Annotated in this window: 21 protein-coding genes; 11 read left to right on the top strand and 10 right to left on the bottom strand. The window is 69.2% G+C overall.

Features of this window, described 5'->3' with window-relative positions; genetic code table 11:
* From CJZ86_RS14500 to CJZ86_RS14480, 5 genes are all read right to left on the bottom strand, one after another.
* On the bottom strand, positions 1-528 hold a 528-nt coding region (locus CJZ86_RS14500), incomplete at its 3' end, for a PfkB family carbohydrate kinase (RefSeq protein WP_233134038.1).
* Positions 529-1,317 (bottom strand): ABC transporter permease, encoded by a 789-nt coding sequence (locus CJZ86_RS14495; RefSeq protein ID WP_094586992.1) that lies wholly within the window; start codon positions 1,315-1,317, stop codon positions 529-531.
* The gene (locus CJZ86_RS14490) at positions 1,317-2,129 is read right to left on the bottom strand and encodes an ABC transporter permease (RefSeq protein WP_094586990.1); all 813 of its coding nucleotides are present in this window, start codon (positions 2,127-2,129) and stop codon (positions 1,317-1,319) included. The genes CJZ86_RS14495 and CJZ86_RS14490 overlap by 1 nt, the downstream gene beginning before the upstream one ends.
* Positions 2,126-3,109, bottom strand: coding sequence for an ABC transporter ATP-binding protein (locus CJZ86_RS14485; protein WP_233134037.1), 984 nt, complete (start codon positions 3,107-3,109; stop codon positions 2,126-2,128). Before CJZ86_RS14485 ends, CJZ86_RS14490 begins: the two co-directional genes overlap by 4 nt.
* A 60-nt stretch (positions 3,110-3,169) precedes the next feature.
* Positions 3,170-3,454 carry a galactose oxidase gene (locus CJZ86_RS14480; protein ID WP_094586988.1) on the bottom strand — a complete coding sequence of 95 codons (285 nt, stop codon included), beginning with the start codon at positions 3,452-3,454 and terminating at the stop codon, positions 3,170-3,172.
* 273 nt (positions 3,455-3,727) lie between these two features.
* Between CJZ86_RS14480 and CJZ86_RS14475 the strand changes: the two genes are divergently transcribed.
* The 8 genes from CJZ86_RS14475 to CJZ86_RS14440 all read left to right on the top strand — a co-directional run bounded on the left by CJZ86_RS14475 (position 3,728) and on the right by CJZ86_RS14440 (position 9,278).
* The gene (locus CJZ86_RS14475) at positions 3,728-4,555 is read left to right on the top strand and encodes a transglutaminase-like domain-containing protein (RefSeq protein ID WP_094586986.1); all 828 of its coding nucleotides are present in this window, start codon (positions 3,728-3,730) and stop codon (positions 4,553-4,555) included.
* A 250-nt stretch (positions 4,556-4,805) separates the two neighbouring features.
* Positions 4,806-5,120, top strand: a complete 315-nt coding sequence (locus tag CJZ86_RS17685) for a DUF723 domain-containing protein (RefSeq protein WP_094586984.1) — start codon at positions 4,806-4,808, stop codon at positions 5,118-5,120.
* 73 nt (positions 5,121-5,193) lie between these two features.
* Complete coding sequence (locus CJZ86_RS14465) at positions 5,194-5,961, top strand: phycobilisome rod-core linker polypeptide (RefSeq protein WP_094586982.1); 768 nt, start codon at positions 5,194-5,196, stop codon at positions 5,959-5,961.
* A 192-nt stretch (positions 5,962-6,153) separates the two neighbouring features.
* On the top strand, positions 6,154-7,110 hold the full coding sequence (locus tag CJZ86_RS14460) for an orange carotenoid-binding protein (protein WP_094586980.1): 957 nt from the start codon (positions 6,154-6,156) through the stop codon (positions 7,108-7,110).
* Between the two features lie 68 nt (positions 7,111-7,178).
* Positions 7,179-7,958, top strand: coding sequence for a fatty acid desaturase (locus tag CJZ86_RS14455; protein ID WP_094586996.1), 780 nt, complete (start codon positions 7,179-7,181; stop codon positions 7,956-7,958).
* Positions 7,927-8,310, top strand: a complete 384-nt coding sequence (gene frp, locus CJZ86_RS14450) for a fluorescence recovery protein (RefSeq protein ID WP_233134036.1) — start codon at positions 7,927-7,929, stop codon at positions 8,308-8,310. The genes CJZ86_RS14455 and frp overlap by 32 nt, the downstream gene beginning before the upstream one ends.
* 222 nt (positions 8,311-8,532) lie before the next feature.
* The gene (rbp, locus tag CJZ86_RS14445; RefSeq protein WP_094586978.1) at positions 8,533-8,874 is read left to right on the top strand and encodes an RNA-binding regulator; all 342 of its coding nucleotides are present in this window, start codon (positions 8,533-8,535) and stop codon (positions 8,872-8,874) included.
* Between the two features lie 191 nt (positions 8,875-9,065).
* Positions 9,066-9,278 carry a hypothetical protein gene (locus CJZ86_RS14440; RefSeq protein WP_094586976.1) on the top strand — a complete coding sequence of 71 codons (213 nt, stop codon included), beginning with the start codon at positions 9,066-9,068 and terminating at the stop codon, positions 9,276-9,278.
* Here CJZ86_RS14440 and CJZ86_RS14435 read toward each other — a convergent pair.
* Positions 9,257-10,150 (bottom strand): transglutaminase family protein, encoded by an 894-nt coding sequence (locus CJZ86_RS14435; RefSeq protein WP_094586974.1) that lies wholly within the window; start codon positions 10,148-10,150, stop codon positions 9,257-9,259. The two genes, CJZ86_RS14440 and CJZ86_RS14435, sit on opposite strands and share 22 nt — an antisense overlap.
* A gap of 3 nt (positions 10,151-10,153) precedes the next feature.
* Positions 10,154-10,528: a hypothetical protein gene (locus CJZ86_RS14430; protein ID WP_094586972.1), complete on the bottom strand. Its 375-nt coding sequence runs from the start codon at positions 10,526-10,528 to the stop codon at positions 10,154-10,156.
* A 174-nt stretch (positions 10,529-10,702) separates the two neighbouring features.
* Between CJZ86_RS14430 and CJZ86_RS14425 the strand changes: the two genes are divergently transcribed.
* From CJZ86_RS14425 to CJZ86_RS17165, 3 genes are all read left to right on the top strand, one after another.
* Positions 10,703-11,569 (top strand): bile acid:sodium symporter, encoded by an 867-nt coding sequence (locus tag CJZ86_RS14425; protein WP_094586970.1) that lies wholly within the window; start codon positions 10,703-10,705, stop codon positions 11,567-11,569.
* A 330-nt stretch (positions 11,570-11,899) separates the two neighbouring features.
* Positions 11,900-12,301: a hypothetical protein gene (locus CJZ86_RS14420; protein WP_233134035.1), complete on the top strand. Its 402-nt coding sequence runs from the start codon at positions 11,900-11,902 to the stop codon at positions 12,299-12,301.
* Entirely contained in the window at positions 12,298-13,260 is a 963-nt protein-coding gene (locus CJZ86_RS17165) for a hypothetical protein (RefSeq protein ID WP_190609895.1), read from the top strand. Before CJZ86_RS14420 ends, CJZ86_RS17165 begins: the two co-directional genes overlap by 4 nt.
* Positions 13,261-13,269: 9 nt before the next feature.
* Here CJZ86_RS17165 and CJZ86_RS14410 read toward each other — a convergent pair whose 3' ends face one another.
* The 3 genes from CJZ86_RS14410 to CJZ86_RS14395 all read right to left on the bottom strand — a co-directional run bounded on the left by CJZ86_RS14410 (position 13,270) and on the right by CJZ86_RS14395 (position 17,398).
* Positions 13,270-13,722, bottom strand: coding sequence for a hypothetical protein (locus CJZ86_RS14410; RefSeq protein ID WP_143594171.1), 453 nt, complete (start codon positions 13,720-13,722; stop codon positions 13,270-13,272).
* A 353-nt stretch (positions 13,723-14,075) separates the two neighbouring features.
* On the bottom strand, positions 14,076-16,955 hold the full coding sequence (locus CJZ86_RS14400; RefSeq protein ID WP_094586964.1) for a bifunctional acetate--CoA ligase family protein/GNAT family N-acetyltransferase: 2,880 nt from the start codon (positions 16,953-16,955) through the stop codon (positions 14,076-14,078).
* Positions 16,952-17,398 carry a universal stress protein gene (locus CJZ86_RS14395; RefSeq protein ID WP_094586962.1) on the bottom strand — a complete coding sequence of 149 codons (447 nt, stop codon included), beginning with the start codon at positions 17,396-17,398 and terminating at the stop codon, positions 16,952-16,954. Before CJZ86_RS14395 ends, CJZ86_RS14400 begins: the two co-directional genes overlap by 4 nt.
* Positions 17,399-17,410 lie beyond the last annotated feature (12 nt).

Genomic DNA, 17,410 nt, shown 5'->3' with positions numbered 1-17,410 from the left:
CGGCAGCCGCAGCCGCGGCGTGGCGGCCAGCACCCGGGCTCGCCGGGCCAGCCGCAGGCCGCCGGCATCGGTGGCGGTGACGAACACCCCGTCGGTCTGAGCCAGCCGCTGCCACGGCAGCCCATCGTCGGCGGTGGGCATCAGCCGCTCGCCGATCACCGTGATCGTGCGCTCGCCGCCGCCGTCGATGAAGGTGATCCCCCGCCGGGTCGGGGCTGCCCGCCAGGCGATGTGCAGCTCCAGCCCCAGCCCCTCGAGCTCTTCGGCGGCCCGGCGCCCGAGGGGGTCGTCGCCCAGGGCCGTGAAGAAGGGAACCCGCTCTCCCGTCAGACGGGCCATCTGCACGGCCACCACGGCGCCGCCGCCGGCGGGGAGCTCGCAGAAATCGTCGGCATGGAGGATCTCGCCGGCCGCCGGCAGATGGTCCACGCCGACGAAGCTCACCATCTCCACATGGCCCACCACCGCCAGGGCCAGCGGGGGAAGCTCCGGCAGTTCCTCCAGAGGCAGGGGGACGAGGGGCTCCATTCAGCTGGAGGCGGAGGTGTAGAAGCGCAGGGCGAAGTTCCAGAACCAGCGGCTCGCCACCACCGAGGCGATGGCCACCGCGCCACCGGCCAGCAGCCAGGGGCCGGAGGCCCGTCCCAGGATCGCCTCGGCCGGCACCGTGGTGAGGAAGGCCACCGGCACGATGAAGGTGAAGAAGGCCCGCAGGCCGGCCGGGAAGGCGCTCACCGGAAAGCGGCCCGCCACCAGCACGCTGCGCAGCACCTCGGTGGCGTTCCAGATCTTCACGAACCAGATGCTGCTGGCCGCCAGCACGAACCAGAGGCTGTACAGGATCATCAGGCTGGCCACCAGCATCAGGGCCGCCCCCAGCAGGGTGAGGGGCGCCGGGGTGGCGCCGGCCTTCCAGGCGGCGTAGCCGATCAGGCCGGCCCCCAGGGCGATGCCGGGCAGGCCCCAGGGGGAGAAGGTGCGGGCCGAGAGCCAGAACTGGCTGTCGATCGGCTTGAGCAGGACGAAATCGAGGCTGCCCGTGCGCACGTGGGCCACGATCGTGCTGAGGTTGGGCTGCAGCAGGGTGCTGGTGATTCCCTCCAGCAGGGTGTAGACCCCCAGCACCACCAGCGCCCCTTCCCAGCTCCAGCCCCCCAGGGACTGGCCGCGCCCGTAGAACAGCGACAGCACGAAGATGCTGCCCACCAGATTGCCGGCCGTGGCCACCAGCTCGATCAGGAAATTGGCCTGGTACTCCAGCTCGGCCGTCAGCGAGGCGATCCAGAACACCTTGAGGGTGGTGAGGTAACGGCCCATCACGCCCCCATGGCCGAATAGTGGCGCAGGCCCCGTCGCCACAGCAGCAGGTTGATCGGCAGCAGCAGGGCGGCCCAGGCGGCCATGGCCGCGAAGCTCTGGAGCACCGGCACGGTCTCCCCGGCCAGGATCCTGGCGGGCACATCGACCATGTAGGGGAAGGGGGTCCAGAAGGCGAAGGCCCGGACTCCCTCGGGATAGAGGGCCAGGGGGGCCACCAGGCCGGAGAGATAGAGATAGGGCAGATAGAGGAGGCGCTCCAGGGCGCTGGCCTTCTCGCTCCAGAAGCAGACCATCGTCAGGGTGAACTGCATCAGGAAGCGCAGGGCGAAGGCCGCCAGGGTGGCCAGCACCGCCAGCAGCACCGATGGCAGCGAGGGCCACCAGAAGGCGGCGGGATAGAGAAGGAAGAACAGCCCCACCAGCATCGCCACGAAGGGCAGCCGGGTGGCCTGCTCTGAAAGGTGGGCGGCCACGTAGCGCCACACCAGCGGCAGGGGCTGGAGCAGGTAGGGCGACAGGCGGCCGTTGAGGTTGTCCTCCTCGAAGGTGTACATCACCCAGACGATCGTGAACTGACGCACCACGAAGGCCGACAGGAAATAGCGGGCCAGCTGCAGGGAGCTCATCCCCAGGCCGCCGCCGGCATCGACGGCGCTCCACAGGCCCAGCATGATGAAGGGCAGCACCCCCGAGAGCGCCCAGAGCACGATCTCGGCCCGGTACTCGAGCATGTAGGCGTACTGGCTGGAGAGCAGCACGGCGGCGATGCGGCGGGCATGGCCCAGCCGCTGGTGCAGGGCCCCCCTCATGCCAGGGCCCCCTGATGGAACAGCCGGCCGATGATGTCCTCGATCGGCGGGTCGGACACCGACAGATCGACCACGGCCAGGTCGGCCAGCAGGCGTCCCACCTGTTCGGTCAGCCGCTCCCGCGGGATCAGCAGCCGCACCTCCCGGCCCTCGATGGCCTCCACCTCGCCGTAGCTGGCGAAGGCCTCGGCCCCCAGGGGCGCATGGAGCTCCAGGCGCACCTCCCGGCAGGGCGCCAGCCGTTGGGTGAGCGTCTCGAGGCTGCCGTCGTAGAAGAGGCGGCCCTCGTGAATCAGCAGCACCCGCGGGCAGAGGGCAGTGATGTCGGCCATGTAGTGGCTGGTGAGCAGCACGGTGGCCCCGAAGCGGCGGTTGTAGTCGGCCAGGAAGCTGCGCACCCGGGCCTGGGCGTTCACATCCAGCCCCAGGGTCGGTTCATCGAGGAACAGCACCGCCGGACGGTGCAGCAGGGCCGCCAGCAGCTCCGCCTTCATCCGCTGGCCGAGGGAGAGCTTGCGCACCGGCCGGCGAAGTTCGTCCCCCAGTTCGAGCATCTCCGCCAGCTCGGCGATGCGGCGCCGGCTCTCCTCAGGGGGGATGCCGTAGACGGCGGCGTTGACCCGCAGGGAATCGAGCGGCGGCAGATCCCAGATCAGCTGCTGCTTCTGGCCCATCACCAGGGTGATCTGGCCGAGGAAGTCGGCCTCCCGGCGCTGGGGCTGGCAGCCGGCCACCTCCACCGTGCCGCTGGTGGGGTGGATCAGCCCCGTGAGCATCTTGAGGGTGGTGGTCTTGCCGGCACCGTTGGCCCCCAGGAAGCCGACGAACTCCCCCGGCTCGATCGAGAAGCTCACGTCCTGCACCGCCGCGATCAGGCGCTCGCGGCGGTTCACGAAGTGACGCAGGGTGCCGGCCAGTCCGGGTTGCTTGTCGGCCACCCGGTAGGTCTTGCCGAGGCCCTGCGCGCGGACGATGGCCATGCGGTCGGGGGCGGGCAGGGCCCACCCTATCGAGAGCTCTGCCCCATCCGGAGCCTGTGCTCAGGCGGCCTCCGGGCACCAGCCGGAGCTTCGCTGCAGCGGCTCCAGCCAGCTCGGACAGCGCTGGGTGAGATGGTCGCCGTGGCAGATCAGGGCCTGATGCCACTGGCAGCTCAGCAGGGGGATGCTGTCGGCATCAGCGTGGTGACGGAACCACTGACAGGTGAGGCAGACGTGCCGGCTGCGGCTGGGGAGCAGCTGTTCCGGCCCCAGATAGGGCCAGGCGTCGCAGGAGTCAGCGTGGTCTGGAGCGGGGTCTGGATCGAGGCCTGGAGCGGAGGGCATGGCTGCGGAAAGCGGTACACCTGTACTAGCAGGGATCACTCCTGGAGGCCAGCGACACGACTCCGCGGCGCTGCCGCAGCACCGATGCAGCACCTGCGCAGCAGATGTCGGGCGCCGCCCGCACCGTTCCGCTGCCGTCCCTGTCCCGGCGGCGGCGCAGCGGGCCCGACCACCATCCGGGCCAGGGATCCCCATCACCGATGCCCGCCCCGGAACCCCGCCCGGGGGGCGACAATCGACCTTCGGGGCCGCTCCGTTCGCCATGCCTTCTCCATGCTGATCCGGCTCGGTTGCGAACTGACCCTCTCCTGCTGGGCGCCGACCCCGATGCTGGCCCTGGTCCATCCCCATGGCAGCCGCCTGGAGGACCGCCGCGGTCCCGAGCGGCTGCGGTTGAGTCCGGACCGGATCGCCGAGGTGCTCACGGATGCCGACGGCAACCGTGCCTGCCGCTTCCTGGCCTCCACGGGCAGCACCACCCTGGGATTCGAGGTGGTGGTGGCCGACCCCGGCCTTCCCGATCCAGTGGCGCCGGAGGTGGGGGAGTGCCCGGTGGGGGCGCTGCCGATCGTGACCTACCCCTACCTCAACCCCAGCCGCTACTGCGACACCGATCGCCTGGCCCAGGTCGCCTGGGGGCGCTTCGGCGGCGTCCGGCCCGGCTGGTCGCGGGTGCAGGCCATCTGCGACTGGGTGCACGAGCAGCTCCGCTTCGACTACGGCGCCGCCCGCAGCGACAAGACCGCCCACGACGCCCTGCGGGAAGGGCGCGGCGTCTGCCGCGACTTCGCCCACCTGGCCATCAGCCTCTGCCGCTGCCTCAACATCCCCGCCCGCTACTGCACCGGCTACCTGGGCTACACGGGCACCACGCCCCTGCCCGAGCCGATCGACTATTCGGCCTGGTTTGAGGCGTTTCTTGAGGATCGCTGGCATGTCTTCGACCCGCGCCACAATCGCCCCCGCATCGGCCGGGTGCTGATCGCCCGGGGCCGGGATGCGGCGGATGTGCCCTTCCTGCGCTCCTTCGGTGACCACCAGCTCACCGGCTTCCGCGTCATCACCGAGGAGCTGGCCACCCCCGGGTCCTCCTGCCTCTGACCACGGCGAAGTGTGGAGAATTCATGCGCTGGGCCAGCCTGCCGGGCCTGGGCGGCAGAATCCCCTGAGTTCAGGCACCATCGAGCCCGTCGAACGGTTCCTGATCACAGACCCTGATGACCGTTGGCTGGGTCAGCTTCCTGACCCCCTGAGCCCATGGGGTTCCGACCATGGGACCGGGGTTTCGGGCCCGTCGTCAGCCTGACGTACGCAGCCGGGTTTTTTATTCCTGACTCACGCGGATCGACCAATGGGTTTACGGATCGATGAAGCCACGTTTCTGGAGCGAGCCCGGTCCCGATTCGGCGGCCGATACGATTATTCGCAGATCAACTACAAGAGCTTCCGCAGCCCAGTCAAGATTCGCTGTCTGGAGCATCCTGTCCGGGAGATTGTGATCACGCCGGAGCGGCATCTCCAGACCACCGGCGGTTGCAAGTACTGCCTGAGAACTTATCGCAACCAGACCCTCGAACGGGTCCTGAGGCTCGACTGCGAGCCCTGCGAGCGCCCCGCAACCCTGCCACCGCCACCCGTGGCAGTCCCCGAAAGTAAAGCTGTGTGAGGGATCCGGTCGGTTTCCCAAGGCCGGTTTTGGTCACGGTTATCTTTCCGGGTCATTCACCCTGAATCCCTCCATGGCCCTTCCTTTGCTCGCCGCCCGACCCTCGAGCCTCAATGCCAGGGTGCCGAGTTTCGCGATCGCCAGTGAGGAATCCCCCCGCCAGGCCGTCGCCACCCTGGAGACCCGCAAGGCCTCCGGAGACCGCCTCAGCCTCGACGTCCAGATTGAGCAGGCCTATCGCCAGATCTTCTTCCACGCCTTCAAGGTGGATCGTGAAACGGTGCTGGAATCCCAGTTGCGCAGCGGACAGATCACCATGAGGGATTTCATCCGTGGTCTATTGCTTTCCAGGCGATTCCGCGAGGGTTTCTATGATTGCAACAGCAACTATCGCCTGGCAGAACAACTGGTCGGCAGGGTTCTGGGGCGCCCGGTGTATGGGGAACAGGAACGGATCCGCTACTCGATCCTGATCGCCCAGCACGGGCTCGTGGCCCTGGTGGACACCCTGCTCGACTCGGCTGAGTACCTCGAGGCGTTCGGTTACGACACCGTGCCCTACCAGCGTTCGCGGGTGCTGCCGGGCCGGTCCCAGGGAGAGCGCCCCTTCAACCAGCAGGCGCCCCGCTACGACGGCCGCTGGCGCGACGTGATCGCCAGCCGGGCTCCCCGTGGTTCCAGCCCCTGGTCCCCCGGCACGCCTCGTCCCGCCTGGCTCGGGGAGCAGCCCTCGCCCCTGGCCCGCCAGATCTGGCAGGGCCTGGTCACCGCCGGTGGCTTCGCCATCACCGGCCTGGTCCTGTGGACCGCGGCCGCCATGCTCAGCACCGGAGCGCCCTGAGCGCCGCCCCTCGGCGGGGATCGCCGGGAGGTCGTGATCCGCAGCACGGTGAGCTGGATCTGCCACCGAACTTGCTGTGCTGACGGACACGAAATCGTGCTTTTCTTGGTGTGAGGTGGTCGCAACGCCGTCGCCGCCACCGCCATGCATTAGGATTTGTAAAGATTTCTTGACCTTCCGGAGGTGCCTGTCATGTTCACGCTCGAAAAAGCGACCCAGATCTTTCCGGACACCCTCTCGGCCGACGTGGTGCCGGCCCTCACCGCCCGCTTCAGCCTCCTGAGCGCCGAGGACCAGCTGGCCCTGATCTGGTTCGCTTACCTCGAGATGGGCAAGACCATCACCATCGCCGCCCCCGGTGCGGCCCGCATGCAGTTCGCCGAGCCGGTGCTCAACCGGATCAAGGCGATGACCTTCGCCGACCAGAGCCAGGTGATGGTGGATCTGGCCAACCGCTCCGACACCGACATCTGCCGCACCTATGCGATCTGGTCGGTCAACATCAAGCTCGGCTTCTGGTATCGCCTGGGCGAGTGGATGGAGGAGGGCATCGTCGCCCCTATCCCCGAGGGCTACCAGCTCTCCGCCAACGCCGCTTCGGTGCTGTCCTCGCTCAAGGGCATCGATGCGGGGCAGCAGATCACCGTGCTGCGCAACTTCGTCGTCGACATGGGCTTCGATCCCAGCAAGGTCGATGGCAGCGAGCGCATCGCCGAGCCGATCGTGCTGCCGACGGCCCCTGAGCAGCGCACCAGGGTCTCGATCGCCGGCGTCGACAACGCCACGATCCTCTCCTACATGGATCTGCTCAATGCCAACGACTTCGACCAGCTGATCCAGCTGTTCCTGCCCGACGGCGCCCTGCAGCCTCCCTTCCAGCGGCCCATTGTCGGCACCGACGCCATCCTTCGCTTCTTCCGCGAGGACTGCCAGAACCTCAAGCTGCTGCCCGAAACCGGCGTGAGCGAGCCCTCCGATGGTGGTTTCACCCAGATCAAGGTGACCGGAAAGGTGCAGACCCCCTGGTTCGGAGCCGGTGTCGGCATGAATGTGGCCTGGCGTTTCCTGCTCGATCCCGACAACAAGATCTACTTCGTGGCGATCGATCTGCTGGCCTCCCCCGCCGAACTGCTCAAGTTCGCCCGCTGAGGAGTCCGTTCACCCTCCCCGCGTCTGCGGGTCCCTTGACCGGGGAGGCCTCGGCCTCTCCGGTCACAGTGGCTGGCGGAGACACGGGACTCCTGCTGGGAACGGGAATCTTCGGGGCCTGGCTGGCCACCCTGGTGCTGGCCCTGCTGACGGACCCTGCTGGCTGGACACCGGCGGCACTCGGGCTGGTGGTCGCCCTGCGCACGCTCCTGCAGACGGGCCTGTTCATCCTCGGCCACGATGCGATGCACCGCACCCTTGTGCCCGGTCGTCAGCGGCTCAACGACGGCCTGGGTCGGCTGGCCCTGCTCCTCTACGCGGGCCTTCCCTACGCCCGCTGCCGCCATCACCACCTGCGCCATCACCGCTTCCCGGGCAGCCGCCTGGATCCGGACTTCCGTCGGGCCAATGGTGACGGGGCCCTGCGCTGGTACGCCCGGTTCATGGGGAACTACCTCTCCCTGGGCCAGCTGGTCCTGCTTCTGGCCAGCTGGCTGGCCGTGGCGGGAGGCCTGATGCTGCTGGAGCCCCGGCAGGCGCTGGCCGTCCCCACCTTCTGGGTGCTGCCGCTGGTTCTCAGCTCGTTCCAGCTGTTTCTGTTCGGCACCTATCTTCCCCATCGCGGCGACGGATCCAGCCCCGCCGGCCGCCATGCGGTCAGAAGTCTGGGGTACCCCCACCTTCTCTCCCTGCTGGCTTGTTACCACTTCGGGTACCACCGGGAGCACCATGCCCACCCGGGGGTGCCCTGGTTCCGGCTGCCGCAGTTGCGGGGCCACGTTCCCCACCAGCACGGCCATGGTTACGGCCCCGCCGATGACTCGCGTCCGCTCAGGCCTGGGCGTTAACGTCCAAATTCAGCTGTTGAGACCCATGGTGAGTGCGGTATTGGAGTGGACGGATCAGGAGCAGCAGGTGGCACGCCGCGCCTTCGACAAGGCCCACTCCAGAGCCGCGATTGGCATCATCCGGGCCGTTCAGGCCCATGCGAGCCGCATGGACTCCGTGGAGGAATGCTGGAAACTGCATGACTTTCTCAGCATCCAGCGCCATGAAATCGAAGGACGTTTCGATTTCCGCCTCCCCGGCCTGCTGTTCGTCTTCGCCAGCCTGGTGAAGGATGGTCTGCTCCAGGTCGAGGAACTCGAAGGACTCGAGCGGGACAAGCTCAACAAGATCACGGCGATGTCGCGGATGTGAGGGGGACGCAGCAGATCTGCTGCACGGCTCCGCTGGGATCGCCTTTCACGCCTGCTGTTGGCCTCCGCAGACGCCGCCCGGGCGGTCTTCCCGACCCGCTACGCCTGGGGCCCCGGCCCGCGGGGGCTGTAGGGTAGGGAAGATTCCAAGATTTCTCTCCAGCGAGCTCATCACTTTCTAAAAGGGCTTTCGAAGGATCGGTTCATAGTTTTTTTCAGGTTCATGACCATTTACATCGGAAATCTTTCCTTCGACGCCGAAGTGGAAGACGTGAAGAACCTTTTTGCCCAGTACGGCGAACTGCGCCAGTGCACCCTTCCCCTCGATCGCGACACGGGTCGCAAGCGCGGTTTCGCGTTCGTCGAGATGACCAACGACGCCGACGAGACCAAGGCCATCGATGATCTTCAGGACGTCGAGTGGATGGGCCGCAGCATCCGTGTGAACAAGGCCGAACCCCGCACCGGCGGTGGCGGTGGCGGCGGTCGCTCCGGTGGCGGCGGCGGCGGCTACGGCGGCGGTGGCGGTGGGTACGGCGGCGGCGGTGGCCGCAGCCGCTACTGAGTCATTGCCGGATTTCCGGGCCCTGGCGGGTACCGGTTTCCTGATCAACCGCCCCTGGGTCTCCAGGGGCGTTTTTTTTGGTCGGTTCGTTTTCGTCCCGCCGGTGCCGCCGCGTGTGGGGAGTCCGGCACGGATCGAAAGACACTCTGCTGCTGTGGCCTGTTGGCGTGGCCGGGGAGCAGATTGGGCCCATGAGTGATCCCAGCCCTCGCGGCCGGTACCGGGTCCGACCCGCCGACCAGAACGAGACCACCGTGCCCAACGAGGTGACCGGTCCGACCTTCGACCACCGCGACGAGGCGGAGCGGTATGCCCACAGTCTGGTGCTCGCTCACCAGACCCCTGTGGTGGTGGAGAAGCTGGCGCCCGCCGGCTGCTGGCTTCAGCTCGGGATCATCGGCTGAGGCGGCGCCTCTAATCCCTCGATCTCGTCGGCGGCCTGCAGACGGATCAGGTAGGTCAGGCTGGAGCCCACGCCGGTGCCGCGGTAGCGGCCGCTGACCGGCGCCGCCAGATGGTGGTCGGGCGCGGCGGCCAGGACCAGGTGGCCATCGGCCACCGCCAGGCCCAGGCTGGGGTCGAATCCCCGCCAGCCGCCTCCGGGCAGATACACCTCCGCCCAGGCGTGCAGCTCGTGTTCGCTCACCTCGGGGGGATGGTGCATCGAGTAGCCGCTCACGAACCGCGCCGCCAGTCCCTGGCTGCGGCAGGCCACCACATAAAGCATGGCGGTGTCCCGGCAGGCCCCGGTGAGCGTGCGGAGGGTCTCGGCAGCATCCGTGGGCTCCCCCTCCAGCCGGCCGACATGGTGAAAGCCGTGGTGAATCTCATCGGCGAGGGCGCTGAGGAAGGCGGTGGCCGATCCGTCGACCCGGTCGGCGATGGCCTGGGCCCAGGCCCGCACCTCCGGATCGGCCCGATCCTGCAGACAGCCCGCCAGGGAGCGGGCCTCCGCCTCCGGGTAGCTCACTGGCAGGTGCTGGGCCTCCCGGTGGGTGACGATCCAGTCGTAGGGGTTGCTGCGCAGGGTTTCCACCAGCATGTCCACCGTGATCGTGAGCTGGTCCCGCTCCTGCTGGAACCAGGCCACCATCGCGTCGGTGCCATCGGGCTCCAGCACCCGGCTCAGCCCCGCCGGAGGCTCCTCCAGCCGCAGGTGGTGCTCGAGGATCCTCTGGCTGCCGTCCTGGCGGGGGGTGAGCCGCAGGGCCATCGGCTCGAGGAAGACGGGCCGGTCGTAGGTGTAGCTGAGGCGATGGTGGATGCGGAAGAACATCGCTCAGCCCATGGCCTCGCGCAGGACGTCCTGGAGGTCGTCATCGATGACGTAGGTGTGCAGCGGTGCCGTGTCCAGGTCTTCGACGAGGGGGAAGAAGCGGACGGAGAACCAGGCCTCGAAGAGTTCGAGGCTGCGGGGATGGGGCCAGCGGCTGCGGTCGCGGCACCAGAGGTCGAGCTCGGCGGCGAAGATCTGGCCGTAGCTGTCCAGCAGCCGGTCCTGGGCTTCCAGCTCGCTGTCGTAGGTGGGGATCAGATAGAGGCTGTGGTCCTCCCCCAGCCCTTCCATGTCCTCGCGGGTCCAGAACGGCCGGGTCCAGTCCACCATCGGCTGCCGGGGCGCCACCGCGATCGCGCAGCGGTTGAGAACGGCCATCGATGGAGTGTCTGTGGCTGGTTCAACGCTAGCGAGGCCGGGCCTGGGGGGCATGGGTGAAACCATGGATCCGCCCCGCCACAACAGCGACGACATCGCAGGCCGAGAGCCATGCTCGATCGCCACGGCCATTGCCGTCAGCCTCACGTTCATCGGCGCTGTCACCTGATCTCCATGGCCCAGGCCTCTGCCGCACTCGTCGGCCTCACCCTGTTCACGATCATGTTCGCCCTCGGCCTGGGGTTGCAGCTGGATGCGATCGCGCAGTTGCGCCACAGGCCCGCCCTGGTGATCCGGGTGCTGATCGGCTCATGTGTGCTGGTGCCCCTGGTGGCTTTGGTGCTGATGAAGCTGCCCCTGAGCTTCGCCCTCTCTCCAGCGGCCCGCTTCGGCATCGTCCTGATGGCGGCCTGCCCCAGCGCCCCGCTCACCTTGCGCAAGGCCGGCAAGACGGGCGGCGACCGCCAGCTGGCGGCACTGCTCCAGGCCTGCGCGGCCGTGGCCGCGATCGTTTCGATACCCCTGCTCGCTGATCTGTTCCGGGCCTCGTTCGGCATCGACGGCTGGGACATCGCCCCCCGGGACGTGGCCCTGCAGGTGGGCAAGGCCCAGGTGCTGCCGCTGCTGGCCGGCCTGCTGCTGCGGCGCTGGAAGCCCAATTGGGTGGCGTGGCTGGAGGGGCCGCTCGACAAGCTCGCCAACGGCCTGCTTCTGCTCCTGATCGTGCTCGTGCTGATCAAGGCCGGCCCTTTGCTGCTGCCGTTCGTGGCCTCCAACTGGCTGGCCCTGGGCTTCATGGCGGTGATGGTGGCCGCGGCCCTGGCCATCGGCTCCCTCACGGCTGGCCCGGAGCCTCGCGAGCGCATCACCGTGGCCCTGGTCACCTCGATGCGAAACCCGGGCCTGGCGTTGCTGTTCGCCACCACCCACGGCGCCGGGATGCCCGGCCTGAAGCTGGCCGTGCTGGCCTACCTGCTCGTCACCGTGCTTCTGTCGATTCCCTTCCTGCGCTGGCAGAAAGGTCTGCAGGGGGTGGCTTGAGCAGACGGTCCCTCACAGGTTCCCGGTCATCGGCGCTGTCGGATCTCCAGGCCCAACGCCTTTGATTACAACGATTTGCGCGTCAGCCCCGTCACCCAGATCCTTGCTGCCCACTCTGGAATCATCGCTGGCCATCGTGCAGCCGCCCCTTTCGTTCCTTTCCCCATGCCCCACCGCCGGATCAGCCTTCAGCCCTGCGGCCGCCACGATGGCGTGACCCGTTTCTGTCCCGCCCTTCTAGGTGGCGGAGTCCTGGCTGGCCTGACGGCCACGTTCCTGCTGGCCCCCCAGCCCGCTGCGGCTGCGAAGGCTGCTCCCACGGGGAAGGTGTTGTACACGCTCACTACCCAGTGCGCGCTCCAGGGGGCTGCTCCCGTGCCCTGCACGGTGGAAGCGGTGGACATGGGAGGGGCCACGCTCTACCGCCACCGCATCGGCACCGGGGTCGAAACGGTCCGCATCACCGCTGAACCAGTGACGATGGCGATCTGGGCGAACGACACCAAGCAATGGAGCCCGCTGCGCGGAGCTTCGGCCCGCTTCTCCACCAACACGGTCTGCTTCAACGGCAAGGACCTCTGCGTGGTCAACCCCAATTACCTCAACAGCGTCCGGGAGGATCGCACCAACACGCGCCTCCAGGGCCGTGATCTGGTGATGGTCCACTTCGGCTCCGACGGCCGGGTGGACGCCAGCTGTTACGACGACGCCTGCGCCCTGTTGCTGAAATGAAGAACCTGAGCGGACTCGCCCTGTTGGTGGCCGGTGTGATCGCCTCGCCGGTCGGGGCTGGCCTGGCCCTGGAGATCTCCTCCCCCCACGCCCCGGAGCTGATCGCCCGCGGCGGCGGTGGCGGGGCTCGGATGGGCGGTGGCGGCGGTGCCCGGATGGGCGGCGGTGGTGGCGGCGCCAGAGTCGGGGGTGGAGGCGGTGGTCTCGGCCGCGCCGGTGGTGGTGGTTCGCTGGGCCGCAGTGGCTTCCAGGGATCCGGCGGGGCCGGCGGTCTCAACCGGGGCGTCAACAGGCCCGCCGGGGGCTGGAGCAGCGGCGTTGCCGGTGGTGGCCTGGGGGGCCCCTCGTTGAATCGTCCTGCGGCGCGGCCCGGGGGGGTGGTCGGCACCCCTGGACTCAACAGGCCCGCCGGAGCCGGAACCATCAACCGCAACGCCAACCTCAACCGGAACGCCAACCTGAACCGGAACGTCAACGTCAACCGCAACCTCAACCGCAGCGTCAACGTCAACCGCAACTGGACCCGCGCCGCCAACGTCAACGCCTTCGGTGTCCGGCCCGGCTGGGCCCGTCCGGGCTGGGGCGTCGCCCGACCCTGGAACCATGGCTGGTACGGCGGCTGGGCCACCCCGTCATGGGGATGGTGGGGGGCCCGGGCCGCCACCTGGGGTGTGGCCACGCTGGCGACGGCTTCGATCATCAACAGTGCCGTTGACGCCGCGGTGGCCAGCAGCCAGACGGTGATCGTGGTGCCCAACACCGAGTACCAGCTGCTGTTCGGCACGGTCCAGCCGACCGGCACCTCGACGGTGGCCTTTGATGTCAGTGCCGACGGCAGCGTCTTTCAGCTCTCCGCCGACTGCCAGCAGGGTCTGCTGAACGGCCAGGAGCCGAGCAGTGCCCAGGAAGCGGAACTCCTCAATGCCGCCTGTCAGGTGGCCTTCGGGACCGCTTCCTGAGCCGGGGGCTCACCAGGGCAGGGGAGCCCGCTGGGCGCCGATGCTGCAGCCCATCTGCTGACCAAGCAGGGCCCCGAGCGGCACGGCCCAGGTGCGGCCGTCCTGGCGGGAGGCGGCGTAGCCCAGGCCACCGCCGATGATGCCGCCCACCAGTCGGCCGACGTTGCAGCGCTGGGCCGTCTGGGCCTGGATGTAGTCGGGAGCCACCGGCAGGTTGGCCCGGTAGCGGTCGACGTCGTAGTCGGCCCGGTAGCCGCCGCCGTAACCGTCGCCGTAGGACGAGGGGCTGGGCAGGGTCTGCACGGGGTAGGGAACACGGCGGCTGTCGACCTGGCGGGGTGCGCCGGACGGGCCCCAGGGACCGGCCAGGGCCTCCAGGGGGGCGGCGACCAGGGCCAGGACGCCGGTGGTGCCCAGCAGGCCCACGAGGCGGCGGGACCCCTGACGAAGGATGGTGTTCATGGTGTTCGCGTTGTGAGGAGCGACCCCTGAGGTGGGGCTGACATCAATCAAGCGAAGTCATGTGACCGATCCATGAACGGCTCCCGGCCGATGTCCGACAGGATGCGACTCCAGCAAACGGCGCGCCCTGCCCATGGCCTGCGTTGCCCTGTGCATCGCTTGCTGTCGGACCCCTGGTCGGATCGCGCCGCCGTTGCCAGCTTGAACGGGAGGGTGGGAGAACCCGATGAGCTGGAGCGAACTCGAGCGCCTTGTCGATGAGGCCGAGACGGATGCGGTGATCCGCCGCGGGCTGCGCCATTGCCGCTCCTCCCCGGAGCTGATCCTGGCCGCCCGCCGCCTGGGTTACCGCGTCACGCGGGTGGATCTGCAGCGGGCCTGGCAGCTGCACTGGCTGGCGAGGGAATCCCGTCCCGTTCCGGCAGGCCAGCGGCCGGCTCCAGGAGGCTGATCTCGGCGTGCACGCATTCGGCCGTGGGCCGGAGCCGGAAGCCCAGCTTCCGGCAGACGTGCTGCATGCCCCGGTTCTCGTGCAGGATCTCGGCGCAGATCCGCTCCAGTCCCTCCTGGCGCCCGATCTCCAGCAGCAGGCCCAGCAGGGCGGTGCCCAGCCCCTGCCGCTGCCAGGGATCGGCGATCAGCATGGCGAACTCGGCCGCGTTCTCGTCGTGGATCCGGCTGAGCCGCCCCACCCCCAGCACTTCGGCGGGGGCGCCGTTCTCCCCGGCTCGCTCCGCCACCAGGGCCATCTCCCGGTCGTAATCGGTGAAGCAGATCCGGGTGAGCCGTTCATGGGCGATCCGGTGGCCCAGGGTCATCAGATGGAAGTAGCGGAAGTAGACGCTCTGCTCCGAGAGGGTGCGGTGGAACGCCACCACCAGGGGTTCGTCCTCCGGCCGGATCGGCCGCAGGGTCACCGCTGAGCCGTCGGGCAGCCGCCAGTCGCGCACGTACGCGCTGGGGTAAGGGCGGATCGCGGGCCTGGGGCTGAAGCAGGTGGCTCCGGAGGACGCCTGCAGCAGCACCCGGGCGTCGAGGGCCACCAGGGCGCCCTCCCCATCCCCCGGTGCCACCCGCAGCGGGTTGATGTCGAGTTCGAGGATGGCCGGGTGCTCCAGCACCAGCCGGCTGAGGCGCACCAGCAGCCGTTCGAGCGCTGCCAGTTCCACCGGCGGCCGGCCCCGCACCCCCTGAAGCGCCGCGTAGATCCGGGTGCGTTCCATCAGCCGCCGGGCCAGGGTGGTGTTCAGCGGCGGGAGGGCGACGGCACTGTCGCGGAACACCTCCACCAGCAGGCCGCCGGTGCCGAACAGGATCACCGGCCCGAACTGGGGGTCGATGCTGCTGCCGACGATCAGTTCGTAGGTCCCTGTGAGTTCCAGCATCGGCTGGACGGTCACCCCGCCGAAGGCGCTCGCCCCGTGCCGGGCGACGATCGCGCTCTCCATGCTCCGGAAGGCCTGGGCCACCGCCTCGCCGTTGCCCAGGTTCAGCTGCACTCCGCCGACGTCTGTTTTGTGGGTGAGCTCGGCGGAGAGCAGCTTCACCACCACCGGGTAGCCCATGGCGTCGGCGGCGGCCGTGGCCGCCTCGGCGCTGATAGCCATGTGGGTGGGGACCGTGGGAATGCCGTAGGCGGCCAGCACCTGCTTGGCTTCCCACTCATTGAGCAGGGTGCGCCCCTCCGCGCGGACAGCGGCCAGCAGCTCCTCCACCCGCCCGCGGTCGGCGTGGGGCTCGTCGGCACCGGATGCCACCGCTGCCTCCGTTTCCGGCACCAGGGCCGGCGTCTCGTAGAGGGCGCGCAGGTTGTCGCTGTAGCGCCACATGGCATCGAACAGCTGCACCGCCGCGTCCGGGTAGCGGTAGGTGGCGATGCCGGCGGCATTGAGCAGGCGCTCCCCCGCCTCCACGTCCCGGCCCCCCATCCAGCTGGCCAGCAGGGGCTTGGTGGTGGTGGCCGCCAGGGCCACCAGCCGTTGGGCGGTGCCGGTCGGGTCGGTCATGGCCTGGGGGGTGAGCACCACCAGCAGACCGTCGCTGTCGGGGTTCTCCAGGGCCAGGCGGATGGCCCGCTCGTAGCGCTCCGGATCGGCGTCCCCGAGGATGTCGATCGGGTTGGCCCGGCTCCAGTGCTGCGGCAGCACGGCATCGAGGGCCTTCAGGGTCGCCTCCGGGAGCCTGGCCAGGGTGCCGCCGTGGCGCACCAGGGCGTCGGTGGCGAGCACGCCAGGGCCGCCGGCGTTGGTGAGGATCGTCAGCCGCGGGCCCATTGGCCGGCGTCTCTGCTTGGAGAGCACCTCGGCCAGGTCGAAGAGGTCGGCGATGCTGTCCACCCGCAGCACGCCGCAGCGCCGGAAGGCGGCATCGAGCACGGCGTCACTGCCAGTGAGGGCCCCGGTGTGGGAGGCCGCCGCCTGGGCCGCCTCCGCCGTGCGTCCCGCCTTGATCACCACGATCGGTTTGGTGAGGGCCACCTCCCGCGCCGCCGAGAGGAACGAACGGGGATCCCCGATCGACTCCATGTAGATGACGATGCTGTGGGTCTCCGGGTCGTCCCCCAGGTAGGTGATCAGATCCCCCCAGTCCACATCGAGCATCGAGCCCATCGAGACGAAGGCGCTGAAGCCCACGTTCTCCTGCAGGCTCCAGTCGAGGACGGCGGTGCAGATCGCCCCCGACTGGCTCAGGAAGCCCACGTGGCCGGGTCGGGCGAAGGTGCCGGCGAAGGTGGCGTTGAGGCCGGTGCGGGGATTCATCAGCCCCAGGCAGTTGGGCCCGACCAGCCGCATGCCGGAGCGGCGCAGGCCATCGCGGATGCGGGCCTCGAGGGCGATGCCGGCGGCGCCGATCTCCCGGAAGCCCGCCGAGAGCACGATCACCCCCTTCACCCCCGCCGCCGCGCAGGCCTCGATCAGCCCGGGCACCGTGGCGGCCGGGGTGGCGATCACCGCCAGATCCACCGGCTCGGGCAGCTCCGCCACCGTGGCGTAGGCCCGGATCCCCAGCACGCTGGCGCGCTTCGGATTGACGGGATAGACGGTGCCGCCGAAGGGATGGCTGATCAGGTTCCAGAGCACCCCCCGGCCGACGCTGCCCGGCCGGTCGGAGGCCCCGATCACCGCCACGCTGCGGGGGGAGAAGAGGGCCGCCAGCGGCTGGTGCTGGGAGCGCAGGATGTCGTAGGCCCGGTCGGAGGCGCCGTCGCCCCCACCGGAGGCGAGGGCACTCATCGGTAGACCAGGACCGGACAGGGGGACTGGACCAGCACCCGCTGGGTCTCGCTGCCGATCAGCATCCCCACCAGGCCGCGGCGGCCGTGGGAGGCCATCAGGATCAGATCGCAACCCAATCGGGTGGCGGCCTCGACGATGGCCTGGTGGGGCAGGTCGCTCATCACCTTCTCGGCATCGGCGCTGACGCCGGCCTGGCGGGCCACCGCCAGGGACTCCTCCAGGATGCGCTCCACGTCCTTGCGGCTGGCGCTCATCAGGGCCTCCATGGTGGTGGCATCGAGCATTTCGCCGAGCCCCACCACCTGCACCGGCACGCTGGCCTGGGCATGGAAGAAGGTGATGCGGGCCCCGAGGGCCGCGGCAAGGGCCACGGCATGGCGCACGGCCGCCATCGAGAGGTCGGAGCCGTCGCTGGGCACCAGAAGGTGGCTGTAGGGCATGGGAGCTGGGGG

It is taken from the genome of Synechococcus sp. BO 8801 (genome assembly GCF_002252675.1).
In the GTDB taxonomy this organism is placed as follows: Bacteria; Cyanobacteriota; Cyanobacteriia; order PCC-6307; family Cyanobiaceae; genus Cyanobium.
The sequence above is the reverse complement of the archived record's forward strand: the minus strand, read 5'-3'. Positions and strand labels throughout refer to the sequence as shown.

What these genes read in the sequence shown, in the direction of transcription:
- CJZ86_RS14425 (WP_094586970.1), top strand. Translation starts at nt 10,703, where the DNA reads ATGGCCCAGGCCTCTGCCGCACTCGTCGGCCTCACCCTGTTCACGATC.
- CJZ86_RS14410 (WP_143594171.1), bottom strand. Translation starts at nt 13,722, where the DNA reads ATGAACACCATCCTTCGTCAGGGGTCCCGCCGCCTCGTGGGCCTGCTG.
- rbp (WP_094586978.1), top strand. Translation starts at nt 8,533, where the DNA reads ATGACCATTTACATCGGAAATCTTTCCTTCGACGCCGAAGTGGAAGAC.
- CJZ86_RS14440 (WP_094586976.1), top strand. Translation starts at nt 9,066, where the DNA reads ATGAGTGATCCCAGCCCTCGCGGCCGGTACCGGGTCCGACCCGCCGAC.
- frp (WP_233134036.1), top strand. Translation starts at nt 7,927, where the DNA reads ATGACTCGCGTCCGCTCAGGCCTGGGCGTTAACGTCCAAATTCAGCTG.
- CJZ86_RS14395 (WP_094586962.1), bottom strand. Translation starts at nt 17,398, where the DNA reads ATGCCCTACAGCCACCTTCTGGTGCCCAGCGACGGCTCCGACCTCTCG.
- CJZ86_RS17685 (WP_094586984.1), top strand. Translation starts at nt 4,806, where the DNA reads ATGGGTTTACGGATCGATGAAGCCACGTTTCTGGAGCGAGCCCGGTCC.
- CJZ86_RS14435 (WP_094586974.1), bottom strand. Translation starts at nt 10,150, where the DNA reads ATGTTCTTCCGCATCCACCATCGCCTCAGCTACACCTACGACCGGCCC.
- CJZ86_RS17165 (WP_190609895.1), top strand. Translation starts at nt 12,298, where the DNA reads ATGAAGAACCTGAGCGGACTCGCCCTGTTGGTGGCCGGTGTGATCGCC.
- CJZ86_RS14460 (WP_094586980.1), top strand. Translation starts at nt 6,154, where the DNA reads ATGTTCACGCTCGAAAAAGCGACCCAGATCTTTCCGGACACCCTCTCG.
- CJZ86_RS14495 (WP_094586992.1), bottom strand. Translation starts at nt 1,317, where the DNA reads ATGGGCCGTTACCTCACCACCCTCAAGGTGTTCTGGATCGCCTCGCTG.
- CJZ86_RS14430 (WP_094586972.1), bottom strand. Translation starts at nt 10,528, where the DNA reads ATGGCCGTTCTCAACCGCTGCGCGATCGCGGTGGCGCCCCGGCAGCCG.
- CJZ86_RS14480 (WP_094586988.1), bottom strand. Translation starts at nt 3,454, where the DNA reads ATGCCCTCCGCTCCAGGCCTCGATCCAGACCCCGCTCCAGACCACGCT.
- CJZ86_RS14465 (WP_094586982.1), top strand. Translation starts at nt 5,194, where the DNA reads ATGGCCCTTCCTTTGCTCGCCGCCCGACCCTCGAGCCTCAATGCCAGG.
- CJZ86_RS14485 (WP_233134037.1), bottom strand. Translation starts at nt 3,109, where the DNA reads ATGGCCATCGTCCGCGCGCAGGGCCTCGGCAAGACCTACCGGGTGGCC.
- CJZ86_RS14400 (WP_094586964.1), bottom strand. Translation starts at nt 16,955, where the DNA reads ATGAGTGCCCTCGCCTCCGGTGGGGGCGACGGCGCCTCCGACCGGGCC.
- CJZ86_RS14475 (WP_094586986.1), top strand. Translation starts at nt 3,728, where the DNA reads ATGCTGATCCGGCTCGGTTGCGAACTGACCCTCTCCTGCTGGGCGCCG.
- CJZ86_RS14490 (WP_094586990.1), bottom strand. Translation starts at nt 2,129, where the DNA reads ATGAGGGGGGCCCTGCACCAGCGGCTGGGCCATGCCCGCCGCATCGCC.